Here is a 15,859-nt window from a genome sequence, read left to right as displayed (position 1 = left end):
CAGTGCCCAAGCGCGACGACATCAGCAGCGTCCTCGTCATCGGGTCCGGCCCGATCGTCATCGGGCAGGCCGCCGAGTTCGACTACTCCGGCACCCAGGCGTGCCGGGTGCTCCGCGAGGAGGGCATCCGGGTCGTCCTGGTCAACTCCAACCCGGCGACGATCATGACCGACCCGGGGGTCGCCGACGCGACCTACGTCGAGCCGATCACCCCCGAGATCGTGGAGTCGATCATCGAGCGAGAGCGGCCGGACGCCGTGCTGGCCACCCTCGGCGGGCAGACGGCGCTCAACACCGCGATCGCCCTGCACGAGTCGGGGGCGCTGGAGCGCCTGGGCGCCCCGCTCATCGGCGCCAACGTCGAGGCGATCCAGCTGGGCGAGGACCGGCAGGCCTTCAAGGGCGTCGTCGAGCGCTGCGGCGCCGAGTCGGCCCGCTCGGCGATCTGCCACACGATGGAGGAGGTGCTCGCGGCCGCCGACGAGCTGGGCTACCCCGTCGTGGTGCGTCCCTCCTTCACCATGGGCGGCCTGGGCTCCGGCTTCGCCTTCGACGAGGCCAGCCTGCGCCGCATCGCGGGGGCGGGGCTGCAGGACAGCCCGACGACCGAGGTGCTGCTCGAGGAGTCGATCCTGGGGTGGAAGGAGTACGAGCTCGAGGTCATGCGCGACCGCGCGGACAACGTCGTGGTCGTCTGCTCGATCGAGAACCTCGACCCGATGGGTGTGCACACCGGCGACTCGATCACGGTCGCCCCGGCGATGACCCTGACCGACCGGGAGTACCAGCGGCTGCGCGACATCGGCATCGCCGTCATCCGCGAGGTGGGGGTCGACACCGGCGGCTGCAACATCCAGTTCGCGGTCAACCCCGCCGACGGCCGGATCATCGTCATCGAGATGAACCCGCGGGTGTCGCGGTCCTCGGCCCTGGCGTCCAAGGCGACGGGCTTCCCGATCGCCAAGATCGCCGCGAAGATGGCGCTCGGCTACACCCTCGACGAGGTGCCCAACGACATCACCACCCCCCGGGGGCTCCGCCCCCCGGGCACCCCCCGGTCCGCCTTCGGCGATCGTGGTTTCTACTCGGCTGCGTTCGAGCCCAGCCTGGACTACGTCGTCGTCAAGGTCCCGCGCTTCGCCTTCGAGAAGTTCCCGCTCGCCGACCCGACGCTGACGACGACGATGAAGTCCGTCGGCGAGGCGATGTCCCTGGGCCGCAACTTCACCGAGGCGCTGCAGAAGGCGCTGCGCTCGACCGAGGCCGCGCACACCAGCTTCCACTGGCGCGAGGACGAGGCGCCGACGCGGGAGATGGCCCGGGCGCTGCTCGACCAGGCCCGCACCCCGACCGACGGCCGGCTGGTGCTGGTCCAGCAGGCGATGCGGGGCGGCGCGAGCGTCGAGGAGGCGCACCAGGCGACCGGCATCGACCCGTGGTTCCTCGACCAGATCGCCGTGATCAACGAGATCGCCGAGCGGGTCCGCGCGGAGGCGCGCACCAGCTCCGGTGGCCGCCTGACCCCGGAGCTGCTCCGGCTCGCCAAGCGGCACGGCTTCTCCGACCCACAGCTGGCCCAGCTCACCGGTCTCAAGGAGGCCGTGGTCCGCGGGGTGCGGCACGCGCTCGGCGTGCGCCCCGTCTACAAGACCGTGGACACCTGCGCCGGCGAGTTCGCCGCGCAGACGCCCTACCACTACTCCTCCTACGACGAGGAGACCGAGGTCCGGCCGCGCGAGCGGCCCGCGGTCCTCATCCTCGGGTCGGGGCCCAACCGCATCGGCCAGGGCATCGAGTTCGACTACTCCTGCGTGCACGCCTCGCTCACGCTGCGCGAGCACGGCTTCGACACGGTCATGGTCAACTGCAACCCGGAGACGGTCTCGACCGACTACGACACCTCGAGCCGGCTCTACTTCGAGCCGCTCACGCTGGAGGACGTCCTGGAGGTGGTGCACGCCGAGCGCGCGGCCGGTCCGGTCGCCGGGGTCGTGGTCCAGCTCGGGGGCCAGACCCCGCTCGGGCTGGCGGCCGCGCTCAAGGCCGAGGGGGTCCCGATCGTCGGCACCCCGCCCGAGGCGATCCACCTCGCCGAGGACCGCGGAGCCTTCGGCCGGGTGCTGGCCGAGACCGGCCTCACCGCGCCCCGGCACGGCACGGCATACACCGTGGACGACGCGCTCGCCGTCGCCCGGGAGATCGGCTACCCCGTCCTGGTCCGCCCCTCCTACGTCCTCGGCGGACGCGGTATGCAGATCGTCTACGACGACGAGTCGCTCACCTCCTACGTCGGCCGGGCGACCGCGGCGACCGGGGAGGACGAGGCGCACCCGGTGCTCATCGACCGCTTCCTCGACACCGCGGTGGAGATCGACGTCGACGCGGTCTACGACGGCACCGAGCTCTACGTCGGCGGCATCATGGAGCACATCGAGGAGGCCGGGATCCACTCCGGCGACTCGGCCTGCGTGCTGCCGCCGTTCACCCTGGGCCGCTCCGAGCTGGACGCGGTGCGCGAGGCGACCCGCTCCCTGGCCGAGGCCATCGGCGTGCGGGGCCTCATCAACGTGCAGTTCGCGCTCGCCCAGGACGTGCTCTACGTGCTCGAGGCCAACCCCCGGGCCAGCCGCACCGTCCCCTTCGTCGCCAAGGCGACCGGCGTGCCGCTGGCGCAGGCCGCGGCCCGGGTGATGCTGGGCGCGACGATCCAGCAGCTGCGCGACGAGAGCGTGCTGCCCCAGGGCGTCGACGGCGGCTCGCTGCCCGCCGACGCCCCCTTCTCGGTGAAGGAGGCGATCCTGCCGTTCCGCCGCTTCCGCACCCAGACCGGCGAGGCGATCGACTCCATCCTGGGGCCGGAGATGCGCTCCACCGGCGAGGTCATGGGGATCGACGCGGCCTTCGGATCGGCCTTCGCCAAGAGCCAGCTGCGGGCCGGGTCGAGCTTGCCGACACAAGGGACGGTCTTCGTCTCGGTGGCGAACCGGGACAAGCGCTCGATGATCTTCCCGGTCAAGCGGCTCGTGGACCTCGGCTTCTCGGTGCTCGCGACCGAGGGGACCGCGGACGTGCTGCGGCGCAACGGCATACCGGCCCAGGTCGTGCACAAGCACAGCGAGGGCCGCGCCGACGGCACGGTCCGGACGATCGTGGACCAGATCGCCGACGGCGAGGTGGACATGGTCATCAACACGCCCTCCGGCCGCGACGCGCGGGCCGACGGTTATGCGATCCGGGCGGCGACGACGTCGCTGGACCGCCCGATCATCACGACCGTCCAGCAGCTCGCGGTCGCGGTGCTCGGCATCGAGGCGATGCGCGCGGGCCCCCTCGGTGTGGCGCCGCTGCAGGAGCACGCGCGGGCGCTGGACCTGTATGCCCGCGCGTCCGGCGGGCGCTGAGGACCCGGGCATGACCGCTCCCGGTCGACCCGGCCACCGCTCTGCGGCGGTGCTGGAGGCCGTGGTGACGCTGACCCGTGCGTCCGGCGCCTACGACGTCGTCAGCCTGGCGGTGCCACCGGACCCGGCGTGGGAGCGCTGCCGGCCGGGGCAGTTCGTCGTGGTCCCGGGCGAGCTCAGCCGTGGCGAGCCGCTGCCGACGCTGCTGTGGGTCGCCGGGGTGTCGGTGGACCCGGTGCACGGGACGACCGTCGACGTGGTGCTGGCTGCCTCCGACGGGCAGCGCCTTCGCGAGGGGCGTGCCCAGCGTCTGCTGGGTCCGCTGGGCCGTGGTTTCGGTCTGCCGGCGCATCCGGTGCCGGTCCTCGTCGCCGGGCACGAGGCGGGGAGCGTCCCGCTGCGCTGGCTGGTGGCGCTGCTGCGGGAGCGGGGGAGCGAGGTCCACCTCGTGCTCTCCGCCGACGACCCGGACCGTCACCTGGAGGTCGGGCCGCTGCGTCGGCAGGCGAGCACCGTGATGCTCACCGAGGGCGACCGGTTCGCGACGACCGTCGGCGGGCGGCTGGACGAGCTGGACGGCGTCGGGGTCGTCTACGCCACCGGCTCGCGGGACCAGGTCCAGGACGTCGCGGCGGCGGCCCGGGACCGGGGGAGGGCCTCCCGGGTGGCCGCACTGGATTTGCAGGAGCCGGTCCTGTGCGGGACGGGTCTGTGCGGGCAGTGCGACCTGCGGGTCGTCGTCGACGGCCAGACGCGGCGGCTGCGCCCCTGCCTCGAGGGGCCGGTCCTCCCCGGGGAGTGGGTGGCCGATGCGGCGCGGTGAGGCGTCCCTGCCCCGGGTGCTCGTCGCCCCCGGTGCCGTGGACGACGCCCGGGGTCTGATCCGCTTCGGGCCCCTGGATCGCGTCCTCGTGCCCGTCGGGCCGGTCGTCGCCGAGCCGGAGCACGACGGGCCGGCGCTCGTGCACGGCCACGGCCCCGGGGGGCTGGAGCACGGGTCGGTCCCGGGGATCACCCTGCTCACCGCGGTGGACCGGCTGCGGTGGTGCGCCACCCGCGGGCTGCGGGCCGTGGTCGCGGTCCGCGGCAGCGGGACCGGAGAGGCCGCGGCCCTGGCCGGGCGGCTGTGCCGCGGGCTGGAGGGCGACAGCGTCGGCGCGGTCGAGGTCGACCTGCGGGGTGCCGACGACCAACACGCGCTGCGGGTCATGGCCCGGCTGCGCGAGGAGACCCCCCGCGACCTGCTGCTCCTCGCCCGGCTCTCCGCGCTGCAGCCCGACCTCGTGGGCGTCGCCCGTGGCGCCGTGGCCGGCGGCGCCGGTGCCGTGGTCGTGTGCGGGTCGATCGCGCTGGGCGAGGGGCGCTGGTGGTCCGGACCCTCGACCGGTGCCGTGTGCCGTGCCGGCGTCCGCGCCTTGACCGCCGCGGCGCAGGAGCAGCGCTGGCCCGCGGTCCCCCTCGTCGCCGCAGGGGGCGTCCACGACCTCGCCAGCGCCCGCCGCGCCCTGGCCGCCGGAGCGGTGGCGGTGCAGCTCGGCACCGCGCTGTGGGCCGACCCGACCCTGCTCGACACCCTCACCCGCCGCCTCGACCAACCACCCGACCGCACGGAGGAGCTCCCATGACCGACGACCCGACCTCGCCCGGCCCAGGGAGCCACGCCGCCCCGCAGCGCTTCGGGCTCCGGCTCACCGAGGCCCTCGGCCGGCACGGGCCGGTGTGCGTCGGGCTGGACCCGCACCGGGAGCTGATGCAGGACTGGGGCCTGCCGGACACCGCCGCGGGGGTCGCCGAGTTCTGCAGCGTCGTCCTGGACGCCGCTGCAGGGCGCTGCGCGGCGGTCAAGCCGCAGTCGGCCTTCTTCGAGCGGCACGGCGCCGCGGGGGTGGCGGTCCTCGAGGACGTCCTGCGCGGCTGCCGCGACCGGGGTCTGCTGACGGTGCTCGACGTCAAGCGCGGTGACATCGGCTCCACGATGGCGGGGTATGCGCAGGCATACCTCGAGGACGACGCCCCGCTCGCCGCCGACGCGGTCACGCTGAGTCCCTACCTCGGCTACGGCGCGCTGCGCCCGGCCCTGGACCTCGCGCGATCCACGGGGCGCGGTGTCTTCGTGCTCGTGCGCACGTCCAACCCCGAGGGCGGGCAGGTCCAGTCGGCGGGCCGCCCGAGCGTGGCCCAGCAGCTCCTGCAGGAGGTCGCCGCGGACAATGCCGGGCAGGCACCCTGCGGCGACGTCGGGGTGGTGGTGGGGGCCACGCTGGACCCGGCCGCGGAGGGGCTGGACCTCGCGGGGTCGCTCGCCCCGGTGCTCGCGCCCGGCGTGGGGGCGCAGGGCGCCGACGAGCACGACGTCGCGCGCGCCTTCGCCGGCGCCGCAGGTCGCGTCCTCGTGCCGGTGTCGCGGGGTGTCCTGCGCGAGGGCCCCAAGGGCGTGGCGAGCGCGCTGGAGCGCTGGACGCAGCGTCTCGCCGGGGCGCTCGGCGACGGCTGACCCCCGACCGCCGCAGGTCAGCGGGGTCGCGCGGCGACACCGGGGTTGGCACGGGACGGAGAGGGTCGCTATGTTCGACGGCACCAGGGTTGCCCCCTGGCACTGGACGATCAAGGAGTAGGACCGTGGCCCTTCCCGAGCTGACGCCGGAGCAGCGCGCCGACGCCCTCGCCAAGGCGGCCGCCGCCCGCCGCGAGCGCGCAGCCGTCAAGAACCGCCTGAAGAACTCCCAGGGGTCCCTCAAGGACGTCATCGCCGAGGGCAAGGAGAACGACGTCATCGGCAAGATGAAGGTCTCCGCGCTCCTGGAGTCGATGCCGGGGGTGGGCCGGGTCCGGGCGCGCCAGCTCATGGAGGAGATCGGGATCTCCGAGAGCCGCCGGGTGCGCGGGCTGGGCGCCAACCAGGTGCACCACCTGCTCGACCACTTCAGCGACCGCTGAGCGCCGGGGAGACCGGCGGCGCGCCGCAGGGCCGCGACGCCGACGTCGACGGCGCCCCGCGCCGCCTGGTGGTGCTGGCCGGCCCGACCGCGGTCGGGAAGGGGACCGTGGCGGCTTACGTGCGCGAGCACCACCCGGACGTGTGGCTCTCGGTGTCCGCGACCACCCGGCCGCCGCGACCGGCGGAGCGGGAGGGGGAGCACTACTTCTTCGTCGACGACCAGGAGTTCGACCGGCTGGATCGGGAGGGCCAGCTGCTGGAGTGGGCCACGGTGCACGGCCGCGCCCGTTACGGCACCCCGCGCGGGCCGGTCGAGCGCTCCCTGGAGGACGGTCGCCCCACCATGCTGGAGATCGACCTGCAGGGTGCCCGGCAGGTGCGGGAGGCGATGCCGGAGGCGCTCTTCGTCTTCCTCGCGCCACCCAGCTGGGAGGAGCTCGTGCAGCGCCTCGTCGGCCGGGGCACCGAGACCGAGGCCGAGCGGACGAGGCGGCTGCAGACCGCACGCACCGAGCTGGCGGCCGCGCAGGAGTTCGACGTGACCATCGTCAACGACGATGTCGCCCGGGCGGCCGAGGAACTCGTATCATTGATGGCCGACCCCCCTGCGCAGACCGCAGCCCCGACCCCTGAACAGACCCGAACGAACGAAGGACTGAGAGCACCGTGAGCGGAACCGGCACCATCGCCCACCCCGACGGCATCACCAACCCCCCGATCGACAGCCTGCTCCAGCGCGCCGACAGCAAGTACGCCCTGGTGATCTACGCCGCCAAGCGGGCGCGCCAGATCAACGCCTACTACTCCCAGCTCAGCGAGGGCCTGCTCGAGTACGTCGGCCCGCTGGTCGAGGCGGACGCCACCGACAAGCCGCTGTCGATCGCGCTGCACGAGATCGACCAGGGCAAGCTGCACACCAGCTCGCCCGAGAGCTGATACCCACAGGGCACGGAGGGCACACCGGTATGCGCGTGGTGCTCGGCGTCTCCGGAGGGATCGCGGCCTACAAGGCGTGCTCCGTCCTGCGGCTCCTGACCGAGGCCGGGCACGAGGTCATCGTCGTGCCCACCGCCGCCGCGCTCCGCTTCGTCGGCGCACCCACCTGGGAGGCCCTCAGCGGACGTCCCGTGTCCAGCGAGGTCTGGGACGACGTCCCGCTCGTCCCGCACGTCCGGCTGGGCCAGGAGGCCGACCTCGTGCTCGTCGCCCCGGCGACCGCCGACCTGCTGGCCCGCGCTGCCCACGGCCTGGCCGACGACCTGCTCACCTCGACGCTGCTCACCGCCCGCTGCCCGGTCGTGCTGGCGCCGGCCATGCATACCGAGATGTGGACGCACCCGGCGACCGGGGCCAACGTCGCCCTCCTGCGCGAGCGCGGTGTGCACGTGGTCGAGCCGGCCTCGGGGCGGCTGACCGGGGCGGACACCGGCCCGGGCCGGCTGCCCGACCCGGAGGAGATCGTGGCCGCCGCGCTGGCGGCCGTGACGCCGGCTGCGACCGGTGACGACGCCGGCCGCAGCGCCGCCGACGACCTGGCCGGGCGGCACGTCGTCGTCACCGCCGGGGGCACCCGCGAGCCGCTGGACCCGGTCCGCTACCTCGGCAACCGGTCCTCCGGCAAGCAAGGGTATGCCGTCGCGGCCGAGGCGGCCCGGCGCGGGGCGCGGGTGAGCCTGGTCGGTGCCAACGTGAGCCTGGAGACGCCGGCGGGGTGCGACCTCGTGCCGGTGCAGACGGCGCTGGAGCTGCAGCGCGCCGTCGACCGCCTCGTCGACGGTGGCGGGGTGGACGCCGTGGTCATGGCGGCCGCCGTCGCGGACTTCCGCCCGGCGCACTACGCCGAGAGCAAGATCAAGAAGACCCACGGCGAGGGCGACGACAGCGCCCCCACGATCGAGCTGGTCCGCAACCCGGACATCCTGGCCGGTCTCGTCGAGCGCCGTGCGGGAGCCGCCTCGCCCTTCCTCGTGGGCTTCGCGGCCGAGACCGGGGACGGCACCGGCGACGTGCTCGCCCTGGCCCGCGCCAAGCTCGAGCGCAAGGGGTGCGACCTGCTCGTCGCCAACGAGGTGGGGGACGGCAGGACCTTCGGCCAGGACACCACCACGGCACACCTCCTGCGGCCGGGGACCGAGGAGGTCCGCACGGTCGGTCCGGGCGACAAGGCGCTGGTCGCAGCGGCCATCTGGGACCACGCGGCACCGCTGCTGCGCTGAGGCGGCAGCGGCTCCGGAGGTGTCGGTTCCGGACCGTAGACTCGCGCAGGTCAGTCAGCAGCCGCTGCCCCGAAGGAGCACCCCCATGACCCGCCTGTTCACCTCGGAGTCCGTCACCGAGGGACACCCGGACAAGATCTGCGACCAGATCAGCGACGCCATCCTGGACGACCTGCTCGCCCAGGACCCGCACTCCCGGGTGGCGGTCGAGACGATGGTGACGACCGGCCTGGTGCACGTCGCCGGCGAGGTGCGCACCCAGGGTTACTCCAACATCGCCCAGCTCGTCCGGCAGACGATCCTGGACATCGGCTACGACAACTCGCACAAGGGCTTCGACGGACGCACCTGCGGGGTCGAGATCTCGATCGGCGACCAGTCGGTCGACATCGCGACCGGTGTCGACGACGCCGTCTCCAGCCGCGGGTCCGAGCAGGCCGACCCCTACGACCAGCAGGGCGCCGGCGACCAGGGGCTGATGTTCGGCTACGCCTGCGACGACACGCCCGAGCTCATGCCGCTGCCCGCCTTCCTGGCCCACCGGCTCGCCGAGCAGCTCGCCGCCGTCCGCCGCAGCGGTGAGCTGGACTACCTCCGGCCGGACGGCAAGACGCAGGTGACGATCGCCTACGACGGCGACCGCGCGGTGCGCCTCGACACCGTCGTGCTCTCCACGCAGCACGCCCACGGGATCGACCTGGAGGAGCAGCTGACGCCGGACATCCGGGAGCGGGTCATCACCCCCGTCCTCGACCAGGCTCACGAGGCTGGTGTCGAGCTCAAGACCGACGGCTACCGCATGCTCGTCAACCCCACCGGCGTCTTCACCATCGGAGGTCCGATGGGCGATGCCGGGCTCACCGGGCGCAAGGTCATCGTCGACACCTACGGCGGCATGGCGCGGCACGGCGGCGGGGCCTTCTCCGGCAAGGACCCCTCCAAGGTCGACCGCAGCGCGGCCTACGCCATGCGCTGGGTCGCCAAGAACGTCGTCGCCGCCGGGCTCGCGCGCCGGTGCGAGATCCAGGTCGCCTACGCCATCGGCTACCCCCACCCGGTCGGTCTCTACGTCGAGACCTTCGGCACCGAGAGCGCTCCCGTGGACCGCATCCAGGAGGCGGTGCGCAGCGTCTTCGACCTGCGGCCCGCCGCGCTCGTGGCGCAGCTCGACCTGCTGCGGCCGATCTACCGCCCCACCGCCGCCTACGGCCACTTCGGGCGGACCAGCGCCCCCGGTCTGGACCACGGCTTCACCTGGGAGCGGCTGGACCGGGTCGACGCCCTGCGCGACGCGGTCTGAGCGCCGGGTTCCCAGGGTCGACATGGCCGAGCAGCTGGAGCTGGTCCCGGCGCCGGCGAGCCCGACCTCGCCGCGCAGGCGTGCACGAGGCCCGGCGGCGTCCGTGCCGCTGGCGCAGACCGACCCGGTGGCGACCGTGCTCGTCGAGACACCCCTGGCGCACCTCGACCGCCCGTTCGAGTATGCCGTGCCGGCCGAGCTGGACACGGTGGCCCGGCCGGGGGTGCGGGTCCGGGTCCGCTTCGCCGGACGGGACCACGACGGCTTCCTGCTGACTCGTGAGGCTCACGCCGAGCACGAGGGCAGGTTGGCCCCGTTGCGCTCGGTCGTGAGCCCCGAGCCCGTGCTCACGCCGGCCGTGCTGGACGCCGCCCGGGAGGTCGGCGCCCACTACGGCGGGACGCTCTCCGACACGGTGCGGCTCGCCGTGCCGCCGCGGCACGCCCGGGCCGAGCGGGCGGTGCCACCGCGTCCCGGGCCTGGCGAGGCCGAGGATCATGAGCCTGGGCCGGAAGTCGATCCCGCCGGTGACACCGCGATCGACCCTGCGTGGACGGCTTATCCCGCGGGGCCGGCCCTGCTGCGGCGGCTGCGCGACGGGCAGGCACCCGCGGCGGCGTGGCTCGCGCTGCCCGGTCAGGGGCCGGGGGACGACTGGCCCGACGCGATCGCTGCCGCGGTCGCGGCGACGACCGCAGGGGGTCGTGGCGCGCTCGTCGTCGTGCCGGACCGCCGCGACGTGGAGCGCGTCATGGGGCCGGTGACCCGGGCGGTGGGGGAGGCCCACGTGGTCCGGCTCACCGCCGACCTGGGGCCCGAGGCCCGCTACACCGCCTTCCTCCGTGCCCTGCGCGGCCACGCCCGCGTGGTGGTCGGCACCCGCGCCAGCGGCTTCGCCCCGGTGCCCGACCTGGGGCTGGTGGTCTGCTGGGACGAGGCCGACGACCTGCACCAGGAGCCGCGGGCGCCCTATCCCCACGTCCGCGAGGTGCTCCGTCGGCGTGCACGGCGTGAGGGAGCCGCGCTGCTCGTCGGCGGCTTCACCCGGAGCGTCGTCGTGCAGCAGTGGGTGGACGAGGGGGTGGTCGCACCGGTGGTCGCGGACACCGACCGCGTGCGCGGCGTCGCCCCCGCCGTCGTGGTGGCCGGGGAGGGTCACCAGGAGGAGCGCGACCCCGCGGCCCGGACGGCGCGGCTCCCGAGCGTCGCCTGGCGGGCGCTGCGCGCCGGCCTGGAGAGCGACCGGCCGGTGCTGGTGCAGGTGCCCCGCCAGGGGTATGTCCTCGGCCTGGCCTGCCAGGACTGCCGCACCCCGGTGCGCTGCGAGCGCTGCCAGGGGCCCGTCGGCGCGGGCGGTCCGGTCGCCGGCAGCCAGGGACCACCGGCCTGCCGGTGGTGCTCCACCGAGGTCCCCGTGGACCATGCGTGCACCGAGTGCGGCTCCCGGCGGCGGCGGGCCACCGGGATGGGGGAGCGCCGGACGGCCGAGGAGCTGGGGCGGGCCTTCCCCGGGACCCGGGTGGTCAGCTCGGGCGGGGAGCACGTCGTGGACGTGGTCGAGGGGGGTGCGACCCTCGTGGTCGCCACCCCGGGGGCCGAGCCGTGGGCCGAGACCGGCTATGCCGCCGCCGTCCTCCTCGACGGCTGGTCGCTGCTGGAGCGGGCCGACCTCGACGCGCCGGTGGAGGCGCTGCGTCGCTGGTGCGCCGCTGCCGCCCTGGTCCGCGCCCACCCTGGGGGCGAGCCCGCCCCGCCGCGGCGCGGGCCGGCCGTCGTGCTCTGCGGGGTGCCTCCGCACGGCTCCCTGCCCGCGGTCGAGGCGCTGGTGCGCTGGGACCCGGTCTGGCTCGCCCGACGTGAGCTCGGTGACCGTGCCACTCTCGGCCTTCCCCCGGCGACGCGTCAGGTCGAGGTGAGCGGCCCGGTCGGCGCGGTCGACCAGGCCGGGCTGGCGCTCTCCCGGGTCGGGCACCGGCTGCTGGGCACGGTGCCGCTCGACGGGGGCGACGGGGAGGGGCGCCGGGCCCGGGCCACCGTGCGCGAGGGCGACGGGCACGACCTCGCGCAGGCGGTGCACACGGTGCGCGCCGAGCGCAGCGCCCGCAAGGCTCCGGAGGCGCTCCGCCTGGTCCTGGACGGGCACGCACAGTAGCCCTGAAGGGCCCCGACGACGGGTCGTCAGGACGCCCGTTCTGATTGACGTAGCGTCACCGCTACGGAAGTCTCAAAAGAGTAACGATCCCGTCACCGTGTGGGCACGACGGTGGCGTGGCGGGGACGCAGGTGTCAACGTTGTCCACGCAACCCCCGGCGCGTCGATGACACGCGCGCGGCGGACCAGGGCGGTCCGCCGGCGTGAGACGCCCATTCACTAGGAGGAACATTGAAGATCAGGCGCGCGACCATGGCCGTTGTGGCCGCTGGTGCCCTGGCTCTGGCTGGCTGCACGTCCGACTCCGGCTCCGGCGACACCGACAGCGGTGCCGAGGGCGGCGGCGAGGGCGACGGCGCAGAGGAGAGCGAGGGCTCCGGCGAGGAGTCCGAGGGTGAGATGGGCGGCGAGGAGGGTTCCACCGCCAGGGCCGACCTGGGCGAGGTCACCACCAACGACGACACGGTGTCCTTCTCCAGCGGGGCCGAGGAGTACAACGCCTACAACCACGACACTGCGGCGACCAACTCGACCTACAACGCGGTCGTCAACAACCAGCTGCTGAGCAGCTTCTGGTACTGGGGCACCGACGGCACGGTCTACCCGAACGAGTGGTACGGCACCTACGAGCAGACCTCCGAGGACCCGCTCACCATCGAGTACACCATCTCCGACGACGCGGTGTGGTCCGACGGCACCCCCGTGACCGCCAACGACTACCTGCTGGAGTGGGCGTCCTCCAACCCCGAGGCGCTCGGCGGCGTCGACGCCCTCGGCTTCGACCCGGTGTCCGACACCTTCGGCCGCTACGTCCCCGAGGTCCCGGAGGCCGAGGTCGACGGCAAGACCTTCACCGTCGTCTACCCCGAGCCCTACCCGGACTGGGAGCTCGTCGTGAGCGACGCCTTCCCCTCGCACGTCGCGGCGGAGCAGGCGGGCATGGAGCCGGCCGAGCTGGCCCAGGCGATCCTGGACGGCGACGGCGAGACCGTGGCCGAGGTGTCCGAGTTCTGGAACACCGGCTGGAACTTCCCGAACTACCAGGTCGAGGACGAGGCGCTGGTGCCCTCGAGTGGGCCCTACACCCTCGAGGGTGCGGCCTGGGAGAGCGGCAACCAGCTCGCGCTGGTCCCCAACGAGTCGTTCTTCGGCCCGGCGCCGGCGACCGGCAACCTGGTCTACAAGTTCGCGGCCCCGGAGACCCACGTGCAGGCGCTGCAGAACGGTGACATCAACGTCATCGAGCCGCAGGCCACCGTCGACACGCTGCAGCAGCTCGAGGGCATGGGCGACTCCGTCGCGGTCGAGACGACGGCCGAGATGACGTGGGAGCACCTGGACTACAACTTCGCCGAGGACTCGGTCTTCAACGACGAGAACGGTGGTCTGGCGGCCCGTGAGGCGTTCGCCATGTGCGTCCCGCGGCAGAACATCGTCGACAACCTCATCGCGCCGATCAACCCGGACGCCCAGGTGATGAACCTCCGCGAGAAGTTCCCGTTCCAGGACGACTACCAGGAGGTCGTGGACGCGGCCTACGACGGTCGCTACGACGAGGTCGACATCGAGGGCGCCACCGCCAAGCTGGAGGAGGCCGGGGTCGAGACGCCGGTCGAGGTCCGGATCGGCTACTCCGCCCCGAACCAGCGCCGCACCGAGGAGGTGGCCCAGATCCAGGCCTCCTGCAACGAGGCGGGCTTCGAGATCGTCGACGCGGGCAACCAGGACTTCTTCGAGGCCGGCGGCACGCTGGAGCAGGGCGACTGGGAGGTCGCGCTCTTCGCCTGGGCCGGCTCGGGCCAGGTCGCGTCGGGCCAACCGATCTACTCCACCGACGGTGGGCAGAACTTCGGCGGCTTCTCCAACGAGGAGGTCGACGAGGCGTGGAACACCCTGGCAGGCTCCAACGACCCGGAGGTCCACATGGAGCAGATCAAGGTGATCGAGAAGCTGCTGTGGGACAACCTGTACGGCATCCCGCTGTTCGCCCACCCGGGTGTCGTCGGCTACGACAGCACCCTGGAGAACGTCCGGCCGACCTCGGTCCAGACCGGTGTCTCCTGGAACGCCGACCAGTGGGTGCGCGCCAGCTGACGCATCCCGGCTGAGCCGGCAGCGGGACTGGTCCCGCTGCCGGCTCGGCACCGGTGAACGGGGTGGGAGGGTCGACTCCCTCCCACCCCGTTCGTCGTCCGGCACCTCCCCACTCGGCGTGCTGCTCCGGCGGCGACACGCGCCGGGAGCGTCCGTGGTCAGCACCCCTGCCGAGGGGTTAGAGTCTGCGGGCAGTCCGTCACACCGCCGTGAACCGTTCTCACTGCAAAGGTCAGGCCCGTGCTCCAGTTCATCCTCCGCAGGATCGCGATCTCCGCGCTGATCATGTTCCTCGGCTCCGTGCTGATGTACGTCCTCACGATCAACTCGGGCGACCCGCTCGCGGACCTGCGCGAGTCGCGCGCCGAGAACCGCCAGCAGCTCATGGACGCCCGGACCGAAAACATGGGGCTCAACGACCCGTGGTGGGAGCGCTACCTCGGCTGGTTCAGCGGGGTCAGCCGGTGCTTCGTGCTCCAGTGCGACCTCGGGATGACGCGGGACGGAGCAAGCGTCAACAACCTGCTGCTGTCCGCCGCGGGAGCGAGCCTGCGGCTGGTGACCATCGCGACCTTCCTGGCGATCTTCATCGGCGTCACTCTCGGTGTCCTCTCGGCCATCCGGCAGTACTCCGGCTTCGACTACGCGGTGACCTTCGCCGCCTTCCTCTTCTTCTCGCTGCCGATCTTCTGGGCCGCGGTCCTCCTCAAGGAGGTCGGGGCGATCCGGTTCAACAACTGGATGGCCGACCCGGACGTGTCGACGGCAGCGATGGGCGTCGTCGCCTTCTTGTTCGCCCTCGCCGTGGCCTCGGTGCTCGGCGGCGACCTGCGGCGGCAACTCGTCACCGGGGCCGTGACCTTCGTCGTCGTCTTCGGGCTGGTCTTCGCCTTCGACCAGGTGAACTGGTGGGTCCAGCCGCGCTCGGGCTACCGCTCATCCTCGTGGGTGCGCTGGCCGCGCTGGCCTTCATGCTCGTCATGACGGTCGGCCTGGCCAACCGCAAGATCCTGTACGCCGGGCTCGTCACCATCGGGCTGGGGCTCGTGGGCTACTTCGTCACCGGGCCGATCCTCGAGGACCCGTCAGGCTGGCTGACGATCCTGCTGCTGGCTCTCGTGACGGTGGCGGTCGCCCTCGCCGTGGGCTGGGTCATGGGTGGTTACGAGCGGCGGACCGCGATGATCGTCAGCGTCGGGACCGCTCTCGCCATGGGCTTCCTCATCTTCATGGACCACCTGCTGCGCGGCTGGGCCGGGTTCCTCGAGATGTCCGGTGACCGACAGATCAGCACCATCGGGGAGAACCGCTTCATCCCGGAGCGCTTCGACGGCACCTTCTGGGAGGGCATCTACAACTGGGGGGTCCAGCTGGTGCTTCCCACCATCGTGCTGACGCTGATCTCGATCGCCTCCTACAGCCGATACACCCGCGGTTCGATGCTGGAGACCATCAACCAGGACTACATCCGCACCGCCCGCTCCAAGGGGCTCTCGGACCGCGTGGTCTTCACCAAGCACGCGCTACGCAACGCGCTCATCCCCATCACGACGATCGTCGCCTTCGACTTCGCCTCGCTGCTCGGCGGCGCCGTCGTCACCGAGTCCGTCTTCGGCTGGCGCGGGCTGGGCGCGATGTTCCGACAAGGGCTGCAGTTCGTCGACCCCAACCCGGTCATGGCCTACTACCTCGTGGCCGGCGGCGCGGCGGTGCTCATGAACATGTTCGCCGACATCGCCTACGCCTCCCTCGACCCGC

General features: G+C 73.1%; 12 protein-coding genes and 1 pseudogene. All 13 read left to right on the top strand.

Going from position 1 to position 15,859, the window contains the following annotated elements; genetic code table 11:
• The first annotated feature begins 2 nt into the window (after window positions 1–2).
• On the top strand, window positions 3–3,401 hold the full coding sequence (gene carB, locus FU792_RS08670) for a carbamoyl-phosphate synthase large subunit (protein WP_022924102.1): 3,399 nt from the start codon (window positions 3–5) through the stop codon (window positions 3,399–3,401).
• Between the two features lie 10 nt (window positions 3,402–3,411).
• Complete coding sequence (locus tag FU792_RS08665; RefSeq protein WP_149814694.1) at window positions 3,412–4,224, top strand: iron-sulfur cluster-binding protein; 813 nt, start codon at window positions 3,412–3,414, stop codon at window positions 4,222–4,224.
• Window positions 4,211–5,026 carry a hypothetical protein gene (locus FU792_RS08660; protein ID WP_022924100.1) on the top strand — a complete coding sequence of 272 codons (816 nt, stop codon included), beginning with the start codon at window positions 4,211–4,213 and terminating at the stop codon, window positions 5,024–5,026. The genes FU792_RS08665 and FU792_RS08660 overlap by 14 nt, the downstream gene beginning before the upstream one ends.
• Entirely contained in the window at window positions 5,023–5,895 is an 873-nt protein-coding gene (gene pyrF / locus FU792_RS08655) for an orotidine-5'-phosphate decarboxylase (RefSeq protein ID WP_022924099.1), read from the top strand. Before FU792_RS08660 ends, pyrF begins: the two co-directional genes overlap by 4 nt.
• 125 nt (window positions 5,896–6,020) lie before the next feature.
• Window positions 6,021–6,338 (top strand): integration host factor, actinobacterial type, encoded by a 318-nt coding sequence (gene mihF, locus FU792_RS08650; RefSeq protein WP_010148593.1) that lies wholly within the window; start codon window positions 6,021–6,023, stop codon window positions 6,336–6,338.
• Window positions 6,339–6,406: 68 nt separating this feature from the next.
• Complete coding sequence (gene gmk / locus FU792_RS08645; RefSeq protein WP_022924098.1) at window positions 6,407–7,009, top strand: guanylate kinase; 603 nt, start codon at window positions 6,407–6,409, stop codon at window positions 7,007–7,009.
• Window positions 7,006–7,275, top strand: coding sequence for a DNA-directed RNA polymerase subunit omega (rpoZ, locus tag FU792_RS08640; RefSeq protein ID WP_022924097.1), 270 nt, complete (start codon window positions 7,006–7,008; stop codon window positions 7,273–7,275). Before gmk ends, rpoZ begins: the two co-directional genes overlap by 4 nt.
• Before the next feature lie 29 nt (window positions 7,276–7,304).
• Window positions 7,305–8,555: a bifunctional phosphopantothenoylcysteine decarboxylase/phosphopantothenate--cysteine ligase CoaBC gene (coaBC, locus tag FU792_RS08635; RefSeq protein ID WP_022924096.1), complete on the top strand. Its 1,251-nt coding sequence runs from the start codon at window positions 7,305–7,307 to the stop codon at window positions 8,553–8,555.
• A gap of 85 nt (window positions 8,556–8,640) precedes the next feature.
• Complete coding sequence (metK, locus tag FU792_RS08630; RefSeq protein ID WP_022924095.1) at window positions 8,641–9,855, top strand: methionine adenosyltransferase; 1,215 nt, start codon at window positions 8,641–8,643, stop codon at window positions 9,853–9,855.
• Window positions 9,856–9,877: 22 nt separating this feature from the next.
• The gene (locus FU792_RS08625) at window positions 9,878–12,007 is read left to right on the top strand and encodes a primosomal protein N' family DNA-binding protein (RefSeq protein ID WP_022924094.1); all 2,130 of its coding nucleotides are present in this window, start codon (window positions 9,878–9,880) and stop codon (window positions 12,005–12,007) included.
• Between the two features lie 252 nt (window positions 12,008–12,259).
• The gene (locus FU792_RS08620) at window positions 12,260–14,101 is read left to right on the top strand and encodes an ABC transporter substrate-binding protein (RefSeq protein ID WP_022924093.1); all 1,842 of its coding nucleotides are present in this window, start codon (window positions 12,260–12,262) and stop codon (window positions 14,099–14,101) included.
• A 240-nt stretch (window positions 14,102–14,341) separates the two neighbouring features.
• Complete coding sequence (locus FU792_RS18865; RefSeq protein WP_338101111.1) at window positions 14,342–15,085, top strand: ABC transporter permease family protein; 744 nt, start codon at window positions 14,342–14,344, stop codon at window positions 15,083–15,085.
• A pseudogene (locus FU792_RS18860) lies at window positions 15,073–15,810 on the top strand (ABC transporter permease); the annotation flags it as partial. The gene FU792_RS18865 and the pseudogene FU792_RS18860, both read left to right, overlap by 13 nt.
• Between the last annotated feature and the right edge of the window lie 49 nt (window positions 15,811–15,859).

It is taken from the genome of Serinicoccus marinus DSM 15273 (assembly GCF_008386315.1).
Taxonomy (GTDB): Bacteria; Actinomycetota; Actinomycetes; order Actinomycetales; family Dermatophilaceae; genus Ornithinicoccus; species Ornithinicoccus marinus.
The sequence above is the reverse complement of the archived record's forward strand: the minus strand, read 5'-3'. Positions and strand labels throughout refer to the sequence as shown.